Genomic DNA, 16,013 nt, shown 5'->3' on the forward strand with positions numbered 1-16,013 from the left:
GACGGGACGAGGTGCAGTCGAATCCTCCCACACTCCTCACGCCGTGTCGGTGACTCGACGGGTTCGCGCCGATGGGGCGCGATGTGTGGGGCGACCGGCTCGCATCTTGAGCTATTAACCTAGTACAAGATTGTGCTAATATCGCAGCACAAAGTGCATCCTGTGTCGACTGACCCGAGGGGTTTCCATGCTGACGTCGTTCCTGGCATTCCTGTTCGCGGTGAAGCAGCTCCTCCCTCTTGAGGTCGCTCTGACATTCGGGGTGGCCCTGTTCGCGCTGTCGTGGTTGCGCCCGCGGCGCATCGTCTCACTGCCGGGACCCGGCCTCCGCCGTACAGTCCTCGTCTGGGTCGGGACAGTGGGAGCCATTGCGGTCGCCGCAGCCGCGACGGTGGCGAGTGCGCTCAACGTCGTGATCTCTGACGCATCTGGATTCGACGGTTGGTGGCGTCGGCCAGCTCCTGTCGCCACTGCTGCGCTGGTACTCGTCGCGGCTGCTCTCATGATGCGTCGAGTCCCGCTGCCCGCCCCGGGTGAGCGTGCCATCTCGCCGCGACGCGGCTGGACCGAATTCGCGCCTCGTATGGCACTCCGGATTGCGGCTGTCGCTGCATCGCTCGTCATCCTCACTGCCGCCTGGCAGATCGCGATCGCGACAACCGCTCCGAGCAGCGGTCCGTTCTTCGGGCACGTCCCTGACTACTCGCCGCTCCCGATCTACACGAGCTTCAACAGCGGATTCGGCTACGTGTCCGGTGCCGGATGGCCGAACCATCTCGCAACCATCGTTGTCGTGGTCCTCGCAGCTCTCGTGCTCGTTCTCGCGCTGCGCGCGGACGCCAACCGTCCGATCCTCGCCCGGCCCACCGCCCCGAGCGTCAGGCCGGAACGGGAATCGACCGCGCGACTCTTCACCCTCGTGATGCTGTCCGGTATCGCGGCGACATTCGGCGCGGTGTGGATGCATGTCGGCTCGTCGGGTACCTCTCTTGTCGGACTCGATGAGTATTGGGTGTCCGAGAACGTCTCGAACACGCGCCTGTTCATCAACGGTGGGTACAGTGCCATTGCGCAACCGATGAACCTTGCGGGCTACGTCCTCCAAGGAACTGGAGTCGCGCTGGCGCTCAGGACCGCGGTGGACACCGTGCGAGCCGTGTTCGCATCCCGGAAGAGTTCGAAGATGAGCGCTGAGTTGACCGGTGCGGCGCGATGAGCCACCCGTCGGCCGACGAGATCACCGCGCTGTTCCGCGGCGCAATCCGCTCCGGTCTGCTGGGAGATGGCGAGCGCCTCCCGACGGTGCGTCAGACTGCCCGGGATTTCGCCGTCGCCCAGGCCACTGCAGCCAAGGCGTACAGAGCTCTCGAGCAGGATGGACTCGTCGTCACTCGCACTGCGGCCGGCACCCGGGTTGCACCGGGAGCTTCCCGTGCGCCTCAGTCCGTCATCGAACGAGCTCGTTCGCTTGTCGAAGCAGGTGAGGCGGCCGGTGTCGACGTCGAGGACCTCCTGGCCATCGTGCGGGCGATCGCTGATCGGCAGATCGACCCGAACACGGTGAGCGACGGCACGTCCGATCCCGCCCGGTGAGGTGCCGTTCGTCGGTTCGTCGGTTCGTCGGTTGTCGGCGCCACGGCGCGCGCTCACCGCACGGCAGAGCTCACTGGCGCTGGTCCAGTGCAGGGTCGTCAGAGAACAGCGGCTTCTGGAAGCGCCGCTCGAAACGGATGATGCAGCCCGTGCCTCGGACCAGCTCGTAGGCCTCGATGCACTCCGGGTCCGTCTCCGCGGTGATGCGGTACTGCTCGTAGGCGGCGAGGGACGGGAAGCTGAACAGCGCGAACGCCTCGTCGTTGTCGCCTTCGGCCGGAAGGAAATACCCGTGGTGTGTGCCGCCGAGGCGATTCACCAGACGGATCCAGCGCTTCCCATACTCGACGAACGTGTCGAGCTGCTCGGGGTCGATCTGATAGCGGAGATGGATGGTGATCATGGGTCAATTGTGGTGGTCAACGCCGCGATTGTCGTCACGCGGGACGCGCCACGGCAACCGAGCCGTCCAGCAGACCTCACCGAGGATCGACGAGACTTGCCCGGATGCCCCACAGCACGGCCTGCAGGCGGTCGCGCGCCCCGATCTTCTGCAGCAGTCCGGCGAGGTGGTACTTGACGGTCGTCGGCTCGACGAAGAGCTGGTTCGCGATCTCGGCGTTCGACAGGCCCTGCGCCAGGAGCTCCAGGACGTCGAACTCACGGTCGGTGAGCGGAGAGTCGGCCGGTGCCGTGGTCGACCTCTCCCGTCGGCGCTCGGAGAACTCCCGGAGGATGCGTCGCGTGAGGCGCTGATCGAGTGTTCCCTCACCGGCTGCGACTGAGCGGATGGCGGCGAGGAGGGTCGCCTCGTCCGCCCCTTTGAGGAGGAAACCGGCCGCGCCGGCCTCGAGCGCGGCGAACACGTCGGCGTCGACGTCGAAGGTGGTGAGGATGAGGACGTCGACGTCGAGTTCCGGGTCGGCCATGAGTGTGCGGGTCGCCGCGATCCCGTCGGTACCCGGCATGCGGATGTCCATGCAGACCAGATCGGGATGCAGCTCCCTCGTCAGCCGCACCGCATCGGCGCCATCGATGGCTTCGCCCACGACGTCGATGTCGTCCTCGGCCCCGAGGATGACCGACAGGCCGGCGCGGACGACGGCCTGGTCATCGGCGATGAGGATGCGGATCATGCGTCGCTCCGGTGATCGTCCGGTATCCGGAGGTGATTGCGCCATCCGCCGTCATCGGTGGCAGCTGTGGTCAGTCGAGCGCCGATCAGCTCAGCGCGCTCCCGCATGCCCCAGAGTCCGTAGCCGTCCCGGGATGCAGCCGCCGGAGGATCAGATGGAGGCTGATGCGGCGGGCGCGCGTTCGCGACGGTCAACTCAAGCCCACTCGCCATGAATCCGACGCTGACCGAGCAACTCGCCCCCGGCGCGTGCCTGCCGGCGTTCGCCAGCGACTCCTGCACCATGCGGTACGCGGCCGTCTCCGCGAGCGGGCCGAGCGTGCGCGGCGCGCCGGTCACGATGTACCCGACCTGCTGACCCCGTGTTCGGGCTGCCTCCACGAGCTCGGGGATCGCCGCGATCGCCGGGACGGTGGTGGGCGAGCCTGCCACACCGCTCTGGGAGTCGGCGTCGTCGCTCCGGAGGAGCCCGACGGTCCGGCGCAGGTCGACGAGGGTGGTGCGCGCGTCGACCTGCACGGTCTGGAGCATCGCGCGGGCACGCTCCGGGTCGCGCTCCATCAACGCGGCGGCCGCTTGCGCGCTGACGATGATGCCGGACAGGTGGTGCCCGGCGATGTCGTGCAGCTCCCGGGCGAGGGCGGTACGTTCGGCGCGGAGATCGTCGAGCGCGCGCGCTCGACGCTCGTTCTCCGCCATACGAGCCTGGTCCTCGATGGCTGACAGGAGGCGCTCGCGTCCGAGCGTGTACTCGGCGATACCTGCCGGCAGCACGTACAGCAGCCCGATGCGGGCGATCACCGCGAGGAGCAGGACGATCACCTGCTCAGACGAGCCGAGGGCCATCGCGACGACGCCGACGATCGTCGTCGCGACGGCACCCGCCACGAGCGCGATCAGCGCCGTCGGCCGAGCCTGACGACGCACGAGAGCGTAGCTCGCGAAGACCACCCCGAGCGCGCCGATCCCGAGTTCGCCTGCTGTGGTGCCGAGGATCACGAGGTCGAGGAGCACGACGATCCCGAACACGATCGTCGGATGCCTGAGACGCTGGAGCAGGGCGAGGGCTTGCAGGACGACCAGCCCTGCGTGGAACCACGGCGGCACAGTGCCGGGCACAGCGTGGGGCACGTCCTCCACCCAGAGGTCGACACCGAGGTAGCCGAGCGCTCCGGCGAACACGAGGGCCGGTGGGAGCGCCGCGCGGAGTCGCTCCACGACGGATTCAGGCCGTGCCGATGGCGTCATGGGTCGAGTCAACCATGTCAGGTGCCGACCCCGGTGGGAGTCGGCACCCGGCGATGCGGGAGAAGAGGTCACTCGTCGCACAACGTCTCGTCCAGCGCGTCGACGACGATGCGGTATTGCTCCAGGAGCTTCTCGTCGTCATCCGGCGAGACGACCGCCCACGGCAGCGAGGTCACTGCGATGGAGACGGCTGTGCCGTCGGGGCCGACCGCGTTGCGCGTCTGCGTCCCGGGGATGTCGCCGCCGTGACCCCAGGCCACGCCACCGCAGCTGAGCGGGTAACTCTGCAACCCGAGCCCGTAGCTCGCTTCCGGCCACAGCTCGTCACCGGCCGGCACTGTGGTCTGCATCTCAGCGAGACTCTGTGCGTTCAGGAGTTCGCCGTCGAGCAACGCCTTCATGAAGACGTTCATCTCGTGCGGCGTCGAGACGAGGGCGCCGGCCGACCAGGCGAAGGAGGTGTCGAGCGCAGTGATGTCCCGGAGGTCACCGACCTTCTTCGCGTGATACCCGTGCGGGTGGTCGCCGCGCAGCTGGCGCTCGCCCGGTGCCGGGAAGTAGGTGTGTTCGAGGTCGAGCGGGTGCACGATCCTCTCGTCGATCTGCTGGGCGAGCGCCCGATCCGTCACGCCCTCGATCAGCAGCCCCAGGACGAGGTAGTTCGTGTTGCTGTACTCCCATCGTTGGCCTGGCGCGAACACGGCAGGCTTCGCGAGTGCGACGTCGAGCATGTCGTGGGGCGAGATGTAGAGCTCCTGAGCGCCGAAGGCATCGGCCGCGATCTGGTCGGCGTACTCGGGGAGCCCGGCGGTGTGCTGCAACAGCTGGCGGACCGTGATGCGGGTGCCGTCGATCCCGTCACCCGTGATGAGCCCCGGGAGATAGGTGTCGACCGGTGCGTCGAGTGCGACCTTCCCCTCCTCGACGAGCTGCAGGACGAGGGTTGCGACGAACATCTTCGTGTTGCTCGCGATCCGCACCTCGCCGTCCACGGGCGGTTTCTCGCCGGTCGAGATGTCGCCCGTTCCCACCGCGATGTCGACGACCGTGCCGTCGGGTTCGGTCACGGAGGCCAGTGCTGCCGGGTAGCCGGCATCGACGAGCGACTGCATTCGCTGCTGCACCGGACGCGCCTCGGAGGACCGTTCGACCGTTCGTGACCAGGCGCCGAGCGAGACGGTCCCGGCGAGGAGCGCGGCGGCGACGGAGACGGCGACCACCGTGCGCGTTCGGCGACGCTTGGCGGGCTGGGGTTGCGTCGTGTCAGAAGGAGATGTGTTCATGACGGGTTGTCCTTTCGGTCGTCGTGGATCAGATGTCACGGCGCGTGAGCGCCGCGGAAGCCGCCGCCGAAGCCACGACGGTGAGAGCAAGGAGGGCGCCGATGGCGACTGATGCGCTGAGCGGACCGGTCCCGGCGTGGATGACGTTCTGTGCGAGCGCGATCGGGAGGAACTGCGTCCACAGCGGCGGGGTGGCGGCGGTCACGAGCTGGACCGACGACACGACGATCGGTTCGAGGACGAGGATTCCAAGCATCGTCAAGACCCCGGCGAGCTGGGTGCGGACGATCAGACCGACAGCCAGACCGATGACGGCGAGGGTCGTGACGGCGAGGATGCCGAGCCCGACACGCGAGGCGATGTCGCCGAAGCCGAGGACGAACGGGGTCCCCGCGGCCACCAGGGTGATCACCAGTGCGGCGAGGCTCGTCAGGGCGAGGATCAGGCCGAGGGTCGCCCCGACCAGCGCGACGGCTCCGGCCTTCCCGATCACGATGCGGGAGCGCTTCGGCGAGGCGAGGGCCGCGCCGACGATACCGCCGTACCGGTCGTCACTGGTGCCCGCGAGCACTCCGAGGAGCGCGACGGCCAGGAGTGCGACACCGATCGACCCGTTCCCCATCGATGCTCCGAGCGGGTTGAGCGCGTCGAGCTGCACAGCCCGGGACGCGAGGTCGACGACGGGGAAGTCGCTTCCGAGTGCTTCGGCGCCAGGGCCGATCTCCCCGCTGGCGAGGGCCGGGATGAGGGTCACGAACGCGAGTTGCGTGATGACGAGTCCGGCGACGGCGACCACCGCGGAGACTTTGGTGGCAGTGGTGGTGACGAGGCTGAGAAGTTCGGCGCGGAACATCAGCGCACCTCCGTGGTTCCGGTGATCTGGAGGTAGTAGGCCTCGAGGTCACCGCTCGACGCGGAGAGCACGTCATCGATCGACGTCTGCGCGAGCACTCGTCCGTCGGTGACGACGACGACGTCGTCCGCGATGTCCTGGACGTCGGACAGGAGGTGCGAGGAGAGCAGCACCGTCCCACCCGCATCGGCGAAGGCGCGCAGTCGGAGTCGCAACCACTGCATGCCAGCGGGGTCCAGTCCGTTGGAGGGTTCGTCGAGGATGAGCACGGTCGGTTCTCCGAGGAGCGCCGCCGCGATCGCGACACGCTGGCGCATTCCGAGCGAGTATCCGTTCGCCCGCCGGTCCGCGTCGCGTGTCATTCCCACCTCGTCGAGGACGACGTCCACGCGGGACGCGTCGACACCGATCCGTGCGGCCGCGATGCGGAGGTGCTGTCGCCCTGTCCGAGCAGGATGCAGTCCACCCGCGTCGAGTACGGCTCCGACCGAGCGGGCGGGGTGCTGGAGGTCGCGGTACCGGCGCCCGAGGATCAGGCCGTCGCCGGCGTCCGCGTGGGCGAGTCCGAGGAGCAACCGGATGGTCGTGGTCTTGCCGGCGCCGTTCGGTCCGAGCAATCCGACCACTCGCCCTGCGGCGACAGTGAACGAGACGTCGTCGACGCGAGGGCGACCATGGAAGGTCTTCCGGAGCCCGCGAGCCTCGATGGGATGAGGGGTTGAGAGGTTCATGACTTCAGCCTCGGCGCAGACCCATCGGAGCGCCCCGGCCCGTCGTACAGTCCTCGACTGACCGAATGGACAGGATCTGGTGATCCTAGGCGTGTCCCGCGGGGTCTCCCTGGGGCGGCAGTGCGGCGACCAGCGGGTGGTCGCGCTGGATGAGGCCCGTTCTGGCCGCGCCGCCGGGTGAACCGATCTCGTCGAAGAACTCGACGTTCGCCTTGTAGTAGTCGGCCCATTCCTCGGGCAGGTCGTCCTCGTAGTAGATCGCCTCGACTGGGCAGACCGGCTCGCATGCACCGCAGTCGACGCATTCGTCGGGGTGGATGTAGAGCGAGCGTTCACCCTCGTAGATGCAGTCGACGGGGCATTCGTCGATGCAGGCACGGTCCTTGAGGTCGACGCAGGGCAGCGCGATGACGTAGGTCATCGGGGACTTCTCGTTCGGGTCATACGCTTCACGGTACGACCTGAACCGTGGTTGAGGTCAAGTCGCGTCCTGGGGCTCGGACCGACAGGTCTGCGCCGCGTGCAGCGCGATGACATCGCTCCAGGACCAGCGCACGTCGATGCCGCGGACAGGTTTCTTCACGCGTGGTTCGGACACCCAGCTGACCGGGACGACGTGCAACGCCAACGACTCCGTGCCCGCGTCGCTCGCGCCCGCCCAGACGAGGGAGACACCGATGGTCTCGGAGTACGTCCAGCAGTCCGTCCTCGTCGCCCCGGCCGTGCGAAGGGCAGCGGCGTATGACCCGATGCTGTCATCCCGTCGCTCCCCGAGATCGAGCACCCTCCAGTTCCCCGCCCACTGCAGTCCCGCGGCCTGCATCTGCGACGCGAACGCGGCGATCTCCTCCGGCGCGACGCCTGAGTCGCTTCCGCCTCGCTGGTCACCCTGCCACGCGAGCGGCAGGATCTTCGCCAGTCCGCGCACGAGGATCGGGTTGTCCGGAGCGAGCAGCCCGTCCTCGGTCGCGTCGAGCGCAGCCTGGGGGAGCCCCTCAGCTCGTCTCATGAGGGACCGGCCTTCGAACGGCAGGATCGAACCCTCGCGTGCGGATGCCGGGCCGAAAGCGACGGCGGCGTTCCTGCGCAGATCCCTGGCGATGTCCATCCGTGAGTCCCCTCGTCGCAGAGATCCTATACGCCGTCGACTGCCTCAGTGGCTGAACGCGTCCTCGCGGATTCGGGTCGCTGCAGCGCGGCCGGAGACGGGCACGATCGCATCGATCGTCAGCTTCCACATCCGGTTCACGGATGCTGCGATGTCCGCACGGCCCGTCGTCGCCTGCGCGGTCAGTTGCACGCCCGTGAAGAATCCGATGAGTGTGCGCGCGAGGTCGGGAGCGGACATCGAGCTCAGGAGTTCGCCGTTCTGCAACGCGCCGTCCAGCTCGGCAGCGGTGCCGGCGATCCAGTCCTCGTAGAAGCTTCCGGTCGGCGCGCTCAGCGAGCCGTCGTCGAGTGCCAGTCGGATGCCGGCACGAACCACCGGGTCATGTTCGAGCTGGTCGGCGATGGCTCTCGACGCACGGATGAGGCGTTCGAGAACGCTGTCGCACTGCTCGATCGCCTGACCCATGACGGGAAGCGACCGGGCGTGCTGCTCATGGACGACCGCGAGCGCGATCTGCTCCTTCGATTGGAAGTGGAAGTACATCGACCCCTGCGAGATTCCGGAGGCCTCGGCGATCATGGACAGGGTCGCGTTCCCGAATCCGACGCGGTCGAACACCTGGGCGGCGCCCTCGACGACCGCCTGTTGTGTCACCTGCCCGCGCTCCTGCGTCGGTGTCCGTCGTGTGGCTTGCATTCCGGCCTCCTTCATCGACGCGCGACTGCTGTCGATGCGGTCCGCTCTGCGCTCCCGGCCATGGTGCGTTGTCGTGGGTCCAGCCTAGGTCTGTCGGTGTCGCTCCGAGCGCACACCCGTCGACGACCCGAGGTAGCGGCCCGAGCGATGGTTCAGCGCGAGGATCAGGTTCAACAGCACGGCGCCGACCCCCGAGACGAGGGCCGTGGCGGGGAGACCACCGCGAGTGCTGAGACGATCACGGCGGTGTCGAGCGCCATGAGGACGTAGCCGGCGCGGAGTCCGAAGCGGTCCTGCAGGATGAGGGCGACGATGTTGAAACCGCCGAGGCTGGAACCGTGGCGGAACAGGATGAGGAGGCCGACGCCGCACAGGATGTTCCCGAGAACTGCCGCGTAGACGGGGGACAGCTCGACCACGCCGAACCCGATCGCTGACGGGTGGAGGGTCGCGAGCGCTGAGACCAGGATGATCGCGGCGGCGCTCTTCAGGGTGAAGCTCCACCCCTTGCCCCGCACCGCGATGATGAAGAACGGCAGGTTCACGGCCCCGAAGAGCACGCCGAACGGTACCGGGAACGCATAGCTCAGGAGGAGGGCGACGCCCGCGGTGCCGCCGGTCACCGCCCCGCCGCTGCGCAGGACGAAGAGGCCGAAGGAGACGACGAGCGCGCCGAGCAGGAGGCTGAAGAGGTCCTCGAAGCGACCATGGCGGAGGATGGTCACGCCTGGCGCGGGTGGTTCCGGAGCGGTCGTGCCGGTCAGGGGTGTGCTGTGGTCGATCACGCCGTCTAGAGTGTGGGTGCAGCGGCGATTGAGCAACCGAGAGCGCGTCAGCTGTGCAGAATGTGGACCATTCTCGATGTAGGGATGCAAAGTGACCAATGAATCAGCCTTCGGTGCTCTCGACGCAGAGATCCTTCGCGCACTCGATGCCGACCCGACCCTGTCGGTGCTCGGCCTCTCCAGGACTCTCGGCGTCTCGCGGAACACCGTGCACGCGCACCTGCGCCGCCTCGAGATGAGCGGCGCGCTCGGCGACGTCAGCCGACGTCTCGACCCCTCCGCGATGGGCTACGACCTGACGGCGTTCGTGCAGATCTCGATCAGCCAGAGCGCTGCGGACGAGGTGTTCGCGGGTCTCGCAGCCATCCCCGAGGTCGTCGAGGTGCATTCGACGACGGGTGACGCGGACCTCCTCGCGAAGGTCGTCGCGCGAGATGCCGCGGGCCTGCGCGATGTCACCAGCCGTCTCCACTCCGTCGGCGGGGTCGTCCGGACGAGTACTGTCGTGTCGCTCGGAGAGGTCGTGGCGTATCGGATGTCGGGGCTGCTGGATCGCGCTCGCAGCAGTGCCGACTGACTGAGACGACTCGCGGAGACGACTCACCGTGACACTAATTGGTGCGATCGCCTTATTTGTGAAACGATGTGCATGTGTGCTCGTCCCGGCACGATTGCGACACCCGATCCGCTCTTCCTGCGTGCAGGAGTGCGCCGGATCCGGGGCTGCGGTCGGGTCTGACGCGATGGGGGTCGCGGCGACGGCCACGCGGATCCGGTGGGTCACGCAGCGGTTGGGGGCAACGGGCTGCGTGACCGCCGGGTCCGGCAGATGGAGCGTCGCCACGAACACATGAGTGCGGCTCGTCGACCAGGTCGACGAGCCGCAACTCATGGTGACGCGGAGTGCGTGAGTGTCTGGAGCCCGGCGACGCGAAGGAGGTCGAGCTTGGCCTCGTCCGCGCTGCCGGGGGTCACCGTGTAGACGACGATACGCAGGTCGCTGCCGGGGGCGGTCAAGACGTCGCAGTCGATGGTGATGGGGCCGACCTCCGTGCGTGTGACCGTCTTGCGGCTCGACCGGTGTTCGGCGACTTTCGCCTCTGCCCACCGGCTCTCGAACTCCTGTGATGCCTCCCGGAGGCGTTCGACGAGCTGCATGAGCGCTCCGTCGCGCGGATACCGGCCGACGGCGGCGCGGAGGTCGGCTGCCAGATCGCTCGCGAACTCCTCCTCGTGTCGGGCGTCGAACTCGGTGCCGCCGTGTCCTGAGGTGAAGTAGCGCCACACGAGGTTGCGGTCCAACCCGGTGAGCAAGGATGGGTCGCCGTTCAACGCCGCCCACATCGGGTTCCAGAGGAGGATGTCGTGGGTCGCCGAGAACACGGCGATGGGCACGTCGCCGAGGCGGTCGACGATACGCTGCACGCCCGGGCCGACATGCCGCGGGACGACGCCTGGGGGAGGCGGAGCTGCACCGGCCACCCGGTACAGGTGGTCGCGCTCGCTGTCGGTCAGGCGCAGTGCGACGGCGAGCGACCGCAACAGCTGCGGGGACGGGTGCTGTGCCCGGCCCTGCTCGAGCCTGACGATGTAGTCGACGCTGATTCCGGCCAGCGCAGCAAGCTCCTCGCGCCGGAGCCCTGGGGAGCGTCGTCCAGCGCCGGCAGGGAGGCCGACCTCGGCCGGGGAGACGCGGTCGCGCCAGGACCGCAGCACCTGGGCGAATTCATTCATGGCTCCATCATGCGCCTGTTCCATGCCGACTCGGTGGTACTCGCAGTCCCACCGTCAGCGGGGGCCTGGGAATTCTGACGGCACGAGCGCAGGATCGATCCATGACAACGACACCGATCACCCGGACCACCCTCATCACTGGAGCCAACAAGAGCCTCGGGCTCGAGACCGCCCGCCGACTCATCGACGCAGGCCACACGGTGTATGCCGGGATGCGCGACCTGACCACGGGGGACGCCGCCCGAGCTCTCGGCGCGATTCCCGTCCAACTCGACGTCACCGACCAGGCCAGTGTCGATGCAGCGCTCGCCTCGCTGCCGGAGCTCGACGTCCTGATCAACAACGCCGGCATCCTCGGCACCTCGTTCGGGGTCGACGACCTCACCGCGGAAACGATGGACCACGTCCTCGCCACCAATGTGCTCGGTGTCGTGCGCGTCACGCAGGCTGCGCTACCGCTGTTGCGCCGGTCCGCCCACCCCGTCATCGTCAACGTCGCCTCCGGTGTGGGCTGGCCTCGGTTCCTCACGACCGAGGGCACCGACGAGTTCCCCGTGCCGGCGATCCCATACGCTGCCTCGAAAGCGGCAGTCATCGCGCTGACGGTGCAGTACGCGAAGAACCTCCCGACGTTCCGAATCAACGTGAGTGACCCGGGTTACACCGCGACGGACTTCAACCGGCACGGCGGGCACCAGACCGTCACCGAAGGTACCGACGCGACCGTCGCCCTCGCGCTCGTCGAGACCGACGGGCCGATGGGGGAGTTCCACAACCGCCACGGGCGGATCGACTACTGACCCTGGCGCGCCTGTTCGGCCGGCCACACCCGGATGGTCTGCGCTGAAGCATCAACCTCCGCTCATCACGCCGACCGCATCAACGTGCCCGAAGCGGAGGCGCCAGCACGGCGACGATCGTAGTCGCCATTGAGGGGTACGCCGAGCCGCGAAAGGCGGCCGTACGAGCATCCCGCACGGCCGCCTCGAACGCGACGTCAACTAGTCGACGCGCCTATCTGACCTTGTCTCCCGAGATCGGCGAGTTCCAGCCTGGATGACGATCCACAGGATGACTGCGGCGAACGCCACAGCAGTGACTGCGGGAGCGACTGTTCCCATGATTGCCAGTGGTGTCAGCGCGAGGCAGAGCGCCCCGAGGACGATCAACCCTGTGCGATATATTCGGGCGCTCATACTCTCTCCTTACGGGCAGTGACTTGAGCCCTGATTCTCGATGAACGGATTCCAGCCACCGTACGGCGTGCCCGGGAAGCCGTATCCGACGATACCGACGCAATTGCCATTCGCATCAGCGCCTAGCGCCACCGCGGCAATCGCTCCGCCCACAATGGCACATCCTGCGCCAACCACGGGATTCAGGAGCGCGCAGCCTGCGGTGAGCGCGCCTGCGCCTGTCGGTCCGCCCGCAGCGATGGCCTTCGTTTCGGCGTGGTCAAAGTACACCGAGCACCATCCGGTGCCGCAACCGGTGGTTGGGTCGGCGACCACCGGGAACACCGCTCCTGTCGTGTCCACGTGTTGTGTCACGACGTTGTCGGCCACGGTGTAATGCGTTGCCAGCTCGACGTTGTTGGCATCACGCGCCCACGGCGCCATCAGATAGTTGATGGCTTGCCCATGGGCATCGGTCACGATGACACTGCCATCCTCAGCCACAGCCAATGTGGTTCCTGGGTCACCGATCGCGAAGTCATGTGAAGTAGGCGCACTGGCATCTCTGATCACCACGAAACTCGCACTTGTATTCTCAGCCCCGGTGCCCGTCACGATTCCGTAGGACGCCTCAGAGATCACTGAAGCATCAGCAACTGTGTCGTATACCGCGGTCGTTTCAGAAATGGGTGAGATGGCGACGGCGGCAACCGGCGTCTGCTCGCTCGGGACGACTTCCCGAAGATCACCTTGCGCGGGACGTTGCTCGTTCGGTGCCTGGCTCACTGCGGCGAGTAACGCCCGGTCTTGCACTGCCGCGAGCGGATCGAATTTCTCCTGCTCGGCTGCTTGAGCAAAGCCCCCTGCGCCAAGCACCATAACCGCAGACATTGCCACTCCGAACAATGCGGCCCGTTTTCTATTCAATTTCATCGAATCTCACATTCATCAGTTTCGTATGTATATTCACGAAGCATGCTCGACGCCCCCCAAATGCGGGTATCCGCTTGCCAGTTGGTCACGCTACCAATATCCCGAGCGTTACGACAGATTGACTCGTCGGCGTGGGGCGCGTATAGCGCGCGCGTCTCATCGTCAACGTCGCGTCCGGTGTGGGCTGGCCGCGATTCCTCAGCACCGAGGGCACCGACGAGTTCTCCGTGCCGGCGATCCCGTACGCAGCGTCGAAGGCGGCCGTCATCGCGCTGACGGTGCAGTACGCGAAGAACCTTCCGACGTTCCGGATCAACGTGAGCGACCCGGGTTACACCGCGACGGACTTCAACCGGCACGGCGGGCACCAGACCGTCACCGAGGGCACCGACGCGACCGTCACCCTCGCGCTCGTCGAGACCGACGGACCGACGGGGGAGTTCCACAACCGCCACGGGCGGATCGACTACTGACCCGTCCAGGTCGCTGGAGTGGCGGGAAGCGTTCCGTCGGCGACTGCGCGGGGCTCCTATCCGCCTCGTCCTATGCGGCTTGGAAAGCGCCGGCCTTCTGGAACGCGCGGAACAGGCGAATCACTTCGACCGTCGGTCGATGCGTCGGGGACGGTGGTCTGTCCAGCGGGCTCCATACGAACTCCACGACCTCCTCGTCCTCCGCACGAAGCTCGCCGCTCCAACGGCGCACGACGAAGCACATCGCGAATGCGTGGACGCGATCGCCGTTCGGATACTCCAAGGTATGAACGCCGGGGTCGGAGAGGGATGCGAACGGTTCGAGATCGCTCTCGCGGACGATGAGGCTGGTCTCTTCGCGCAACTCGGCCACCGCAGTACTCCGGAAGGTGGACTCAGGCTCACAACTCCCCGCGGGAATCTCCCAGAGGCCGCTGTCCACACGACGCTGGAACAGCGCCCGCTCGCCATCGAGGACAAGGATCTGAGCTCTCGGAAGTGCCAGCATCCGGTGGCCGACCAGCTGCCGCAGTTGCCAAAGATCGCTCCCCACGTATCCCATGCCTGGGAGCATACGGGCGCGATCGCGAGAACGCGCAGTGTGTCCGGGTGTCCGTGCTCGGTTCCTGAGGATCGTTTGGTGACGGCTCCTGCTTCGGTCGGTGACGGCAATGCCGGACAAATCAAAGCCCATTGAGCATCAGTGGGAACAGCAAAACGCGACGCCCATCAAGGATGCCGCGATTTGCCACTCAGGACCTCCCCGACGGCGCTGGCAGGCGCTCTACGCTTCGTGTGACGAAATCAAGGACCGTGTGCCACAACCTTGGTGCATGAGTGGCGTGATAGCCCACGCCGGGGACGGTTCGTTCGGCGTGCGCATCCTCGGTTCCTGCGCCCTGTTTCGGGCGAGCCCAGAACGCGTGCTGGGCTCCGCCATAGATGTGCGCGCGCCAGTCAAGGCCTGCTTGTTGCATGGTGTTCCCCAATTCAAGCAACTGGAAAGGAGTGCAGAGCGGGTCGTCAGAACCGGTGGAGAGCAAGTACGTCGCATCCTTATCTGCCCAGTCGTCGGCGTGAGCCAGAGGAAGGCCAGGGTGGATGACAGCTACAGCTTTGAAGTCAGCTCCGGCTCGGGCGAGTTCCAGCACGATGCGGGCACCCGCGCCATAGCCGACTGCCGCGATCCGATTGGGGTCTGCACCGGGCTCGGCGAGCAGCACGTTCATCGCCGCCCGTCCAAGTGAGAGCATGCGATCTGTGTCGGCCATCATCGGCACGATCCGTTCCAGCATCGCTTCGGGCTGCCCGAAGAAGGTGCGACCTCCGTGGTAATCCAGAGCGAACGTCAGATATCCATGCTCGGCAAGATCATCTACTCGACGACGTTGGTAATCGTCAAGGCCAACCCCGTCGTGGCTGAGCAGCACCACGGGCCAGGGACCAACGCCTTGCGGTGTAGCCAGATACCCCACCATCCTCGCGTTGTCGACGTTGTAGGCAATGTCTCGTTTCACAATCACCCTTCCGACGGTAGCTGCCTCGTCGAATTGGCCCGCCTAATTTCGCTGTAAGCCAATGACGTGTAGATCGTTGCGATAAGTTCCGCATCAGCACCCAGCGCTACCGCGGCAATCGGTCCGCCGACAATGGCGCAGCCTGCGCCAATCCTGAGGATCGTTTGGTGACGGCTCCTGCTTCGGTCGGTGCTGATTACAGTGAACGGATGCCTACGTCACCCTACGTTCAGTCCCTCAGGAGCCAGGTCGGCCATGGTCTGATTCTGCTCCCTGGCGTGACGGCGGTCATCCGCCGGGACGAACGGTTTCTCCTCGCCCGACAGCGCGATACCGAGCTGTGGAGTCTCATCGGTGGTGGTATCGAGCCAGGTGAGGAACCCGCGCATGCAGTGCAGCGTGAAGTGGAGGAAGAGCTCGGCCTCACCCCGATCGTCGGCCCGATCGTCGGCGCCTACGGAGGGGCAGACCTTCGGAGCGTGTATCCGAATGGAGACGAGGTGAGCTACGTGACGATCGCCTATGCGTGTGAGCTGCCGCACGCTGCCTTCGAGCTGGAGCAGGCGGAGCTGATCGAGGTTGCCTGGTACGACCTGTCCGTGATCAGTGCGCTGCCTCGCCATGGATGGATCGACCGGGTTCTTCGCGACGCCGCCCGGTGAGGAACCGTATGTGCGCGTCACCCGGATGGTCTGCGCTGAAGCATCAACCTCCGCTGATCACGCCGGCCGCATCAACGTGCCAGT

General features: G+C 66.7%; 20 protein-coding genes. 6 read left to right on the forward strand and 14 right to left on the reverse strand.

The genetic code is table 11. The annotated features are described in order from the left end of the window. Positions 1–187 precede the first annotated feature (187 nt). Complete coding sequence (locus tag ABMA10_RS07440) at positions 188–1,216, forward strand: hypothetical protein (protein WP_347868166.1); 1,029 nt, start codon at positions 188–190, stop codon at positions 1,214–1,216. Beyond that, positions 1,213–1,593 carry a GntR family transcriptional regulator gene (locus ABMA10_RS07445; protein WP_431031384.1) on the forward strand — a complete coding sequence of 127 codons (381 nt, stop codon included), beginning with the start codon at positions 1,213–1,215 and terminating at the stop codon, positions 1,591–1,593. The genes ABMA10_RS07440 and ABMA10_RS07445 overlap by 4 nt, the downstream gene beginning before the upstream one ends. 70 nt (positions 1,594–1,663) lie before the next feature. On the opposite strand, the gene ABMA10_RS07450 is transcribed toward ABMA10_RS07445, so the two are convergent. From ABMA10_RS07450 to ABMA10_RS07495, 10 genes are all read right to left on the reverse strand, one after another. Then, positions 1,664–1,996, reverse strand: coding sequence for an NIPSNAP family protein (locus tag ABMA10_RS07450; protein WP_431031385.1), 333 nt, complete (start codon positions 1,994–1,996; stop codon positions 1,664–1,666). A gap of 76 nt (positions 1,997–2,072) precedes the next feature. Continuing rightward, complete coding sequence (locus tag ABMA10_RS07455) at positions 2,073–2,729, reverse strand: response regulator (protein WP_431031386.1); 657 nt, start codon at positions 2,727–2,729, stop codon at positions 2,073–2,075. Continuing rightward, the gene (locus tag ABMA10_RS07460; RefSeq protein ID WP_347868170.1) at positions 2,726–3,976 is read right to left on the reverse strand and encodes a sensor histidine kinase; all 1,251 of its coding nucleotides are present in this window, start codon (positions 3,974–3,976) and stop codon (positions 2,726–2,728) included. Before ABMA10_RS07460 ends, ABMA10_RS07455 begins: the two co-directional genes overlap by 4 nt. A 68-nt stretch (positions 3,977–4,044) precedes the next feature. Then, positions 4,045–5,259 (reverse strand): serine hydrolase domain-containing protein, encoded by a 1,215-nt coding sequence (locus ABMA10_RS07465; protein ID WP_347868171.1) that lies wholly within the window; start codon positions 5,257–5,259, stop codon positions 4,045–4,047. A 28-nt stretch (positions 5,260–5,287) separates the two neighbouring features. Then, complete coding sequence (locus ABMA10_RS07470; protein WP_347868172.1) at positions 5,288–6,112, reverse strand: hypothetical protein; 825 nt, start codon at positions 6,110–6,112, stop codon at positions 5,288–5,290. Next, positions 6,112–6,843: an ABC transporter ATP-binding protein gene (locus ABMA10_RS07475; RefSeq protein ID WP_347868173.1), complete on the reverse strand. Its 732-nt coding sequence runs from the start codon at positions 6,841–6,843 to the stop codon at positions 6,112–6,114. The genes ABMA10_RS07470 and ABMA10_RS07475 overlap by 1 nt, the downstream gene beginning before the upstream one ends. Before the next feature lie 85 nt (positions 6,844–6,928). Continuing rightward, positions 6,929–7,264, reverse strand: a complete 336-nt coding sequence (fdxA, locus tag ABMA10_RS07480; protein ID WP_431031387.1) for a ferredoxin — start codon at positions 7,262–7,264, stop codon at positions 6,929–6,931. 57 nt (positions 7,265–7,321) lie between these two features. Further along, a complete protein-coding gene (locus ABMA10_RS07485; protein WP_347867085.1) occupies positions 7,322–7,951 on the reverse strand; it encodes a hypothetical protein in 630 nt (209 codons plus the stop codon). A 45-nt stretch (positions 7,952–7,996) separates the two neighbouring features. Continuing rightward, positions 7,997–8,650, reverse strand: coding sequence for a ScbR family autoregulator-binding transcription factor (locus tag ABMA10_RS07490; protein WP_347867084.1), 654 nt, complete (start codon positions 8,648–8,650; stop codon positions 7,997–7,999). A gap of 170 nt (positions 8,651–8,820) precedes the next feature. Then, positions 8,821–9,435: a YitT family protein gene (locus ABMA10_RS07495; protein WP_347867083.1), complete on the reverse strand. Its 615-nt coding sequence runs from the start codon at positions 9,433–9,435 to the stop codon at positions 8,821–8,823. Between the two features lie 91 nt (positions 9,436–9,526). On the opposite strand from ABMA10_RS07495, the gene ABMA10_RS07500 reads away from it, so the two are divergent. Further along, complete coding sequence (locus tag ABMA10_RS07500; protein ID WP_347867082.1) at positions 9,527–10,012, forward strand: Lrp/AsnC family transcriptional regulator; 486 nt, start codon at positions 9,527–9,529, stop codon at positions 10,010–10,012. A 311-nt stretch (positions 10,013–10,323) separates the two neighbouring features. On the opposite strand, the gene ABMA10_RS07505 is transcribed toward ABMA10_RS07500, so the two are convergent. Continuing rightward, complete coding sequence (locus ABMA10_RS07505) at positions 10,324–11,169, reverse strand: helix-turn-helix transcriptional regulator (protein ID WP_347867081.1); 846 nt, start codon at positions 11,167–11,169, stop codon at positions 10,324–10,326. A gap of 101 nt (positions 11,170–11,270) precedes the next feature. Between ABMA10_RS07505 and ABMA10_RS07510 the strand changes: the two genes are divergently transcribed. Further along, positions 11,271–11,969, forward strand: a complete 699-nt coding sequence (locus ABMA10_RS07510) for an SDR family NAD(P)-dependent oxidoreductase (protein ID WP_347867080.1) — start codon at positions 11,271–11,273, stop codon at positions 11,967–11,969. A gap of 405 nt (positions 11,970–12,374) precedes the next feature. On the opposite strand, the gene ABMA10_RS07515 is transcribed toward ABMA10_RS07510, so the two are convergent. Then, positions 12,375–13,277, reverse strand: a complete 903-nt coding sequence (locus ABMA10_RS07515; protein ID WP_431031388.1) for a hypothetical protein — start codon at positions 13,275–13,277, stop codon at positions 12,375–12,377. Between the two features lie 179 nt (positions 13,278–13,456). Here ABMA10_RS07515 and ABMA10_RS07520 point away from each other — a divergent pair, with 179 nt between their 5' ends. Continuing rightward, the gene (locus ABMA10_RS07520) at positions 13,457–13,750 is read left to right on the forward strand and encodes a hypothetical protein (protein ID WP_347867078.1); all 294 of its coding nucleotides are present in this window, start codon (positions 13,457–13,459) and stop codon (positions 13,748–13,750) included. A 70-nt stretch (positions 13,751–13,820) separates the two neighbouring features. Here ABMA10_RS07520 and ABMA10_RS07525 read toward each other — a convergent pair whose 3' ends face one another. Together ABMA10_RS07525 and ABMA10_RS07530 are read right to left on the reverse strand one after the other, a co-directional pair. Next, a complete protein-coding gene (locus ABMA10_RS07525; RefSeq protein WP_431031389.1) occupies positions 13,821–14,312 on the reverse strand; it encodes an NUDIX domain-containing protein in 492 nt (163 codons plus the stop codon). A gap of 190 nt (positions 14,313–14,502) precedes the next feature. Further along, entirely contained in the window at positions 14,503–15,273 is a 771-nt protein-coding gene (locus tag ABMA10_RS07530) for a dienelactone hydrolase family protein (RefSeq protein ID WP_347867076.1), read from the reverse strand. Positions 15,274–15,434: 161 nt separating this feature from the next. On the opposite strand from ABMA10_RS07530, the gene ABMA10_RS07535 reads away from it, so the two are divergent. Then, the gene (locus tag ABMA10_RS07535) at positions 15,435–15,929 is read left to right on the forward strand and encodes an NUDIX domain-containing protein (RefSeq protein WP_431031390.1); all 495 of its coding nucleotides are present in this window, start codon (positions 15,435–15,437) and stop codon (positions 15,927–15,929) included. Positions 15,930–16,013: the final 84 nt, after the last annotated feature.

The organism is Plantibacter sp. RU18, from assembly GCF_050613355.1.
Classification (GTDB): Bacteria; Actinomycetota; Actinomycetes; order Actinomycetales; family Microbacteriaceae; genus Plantibacter.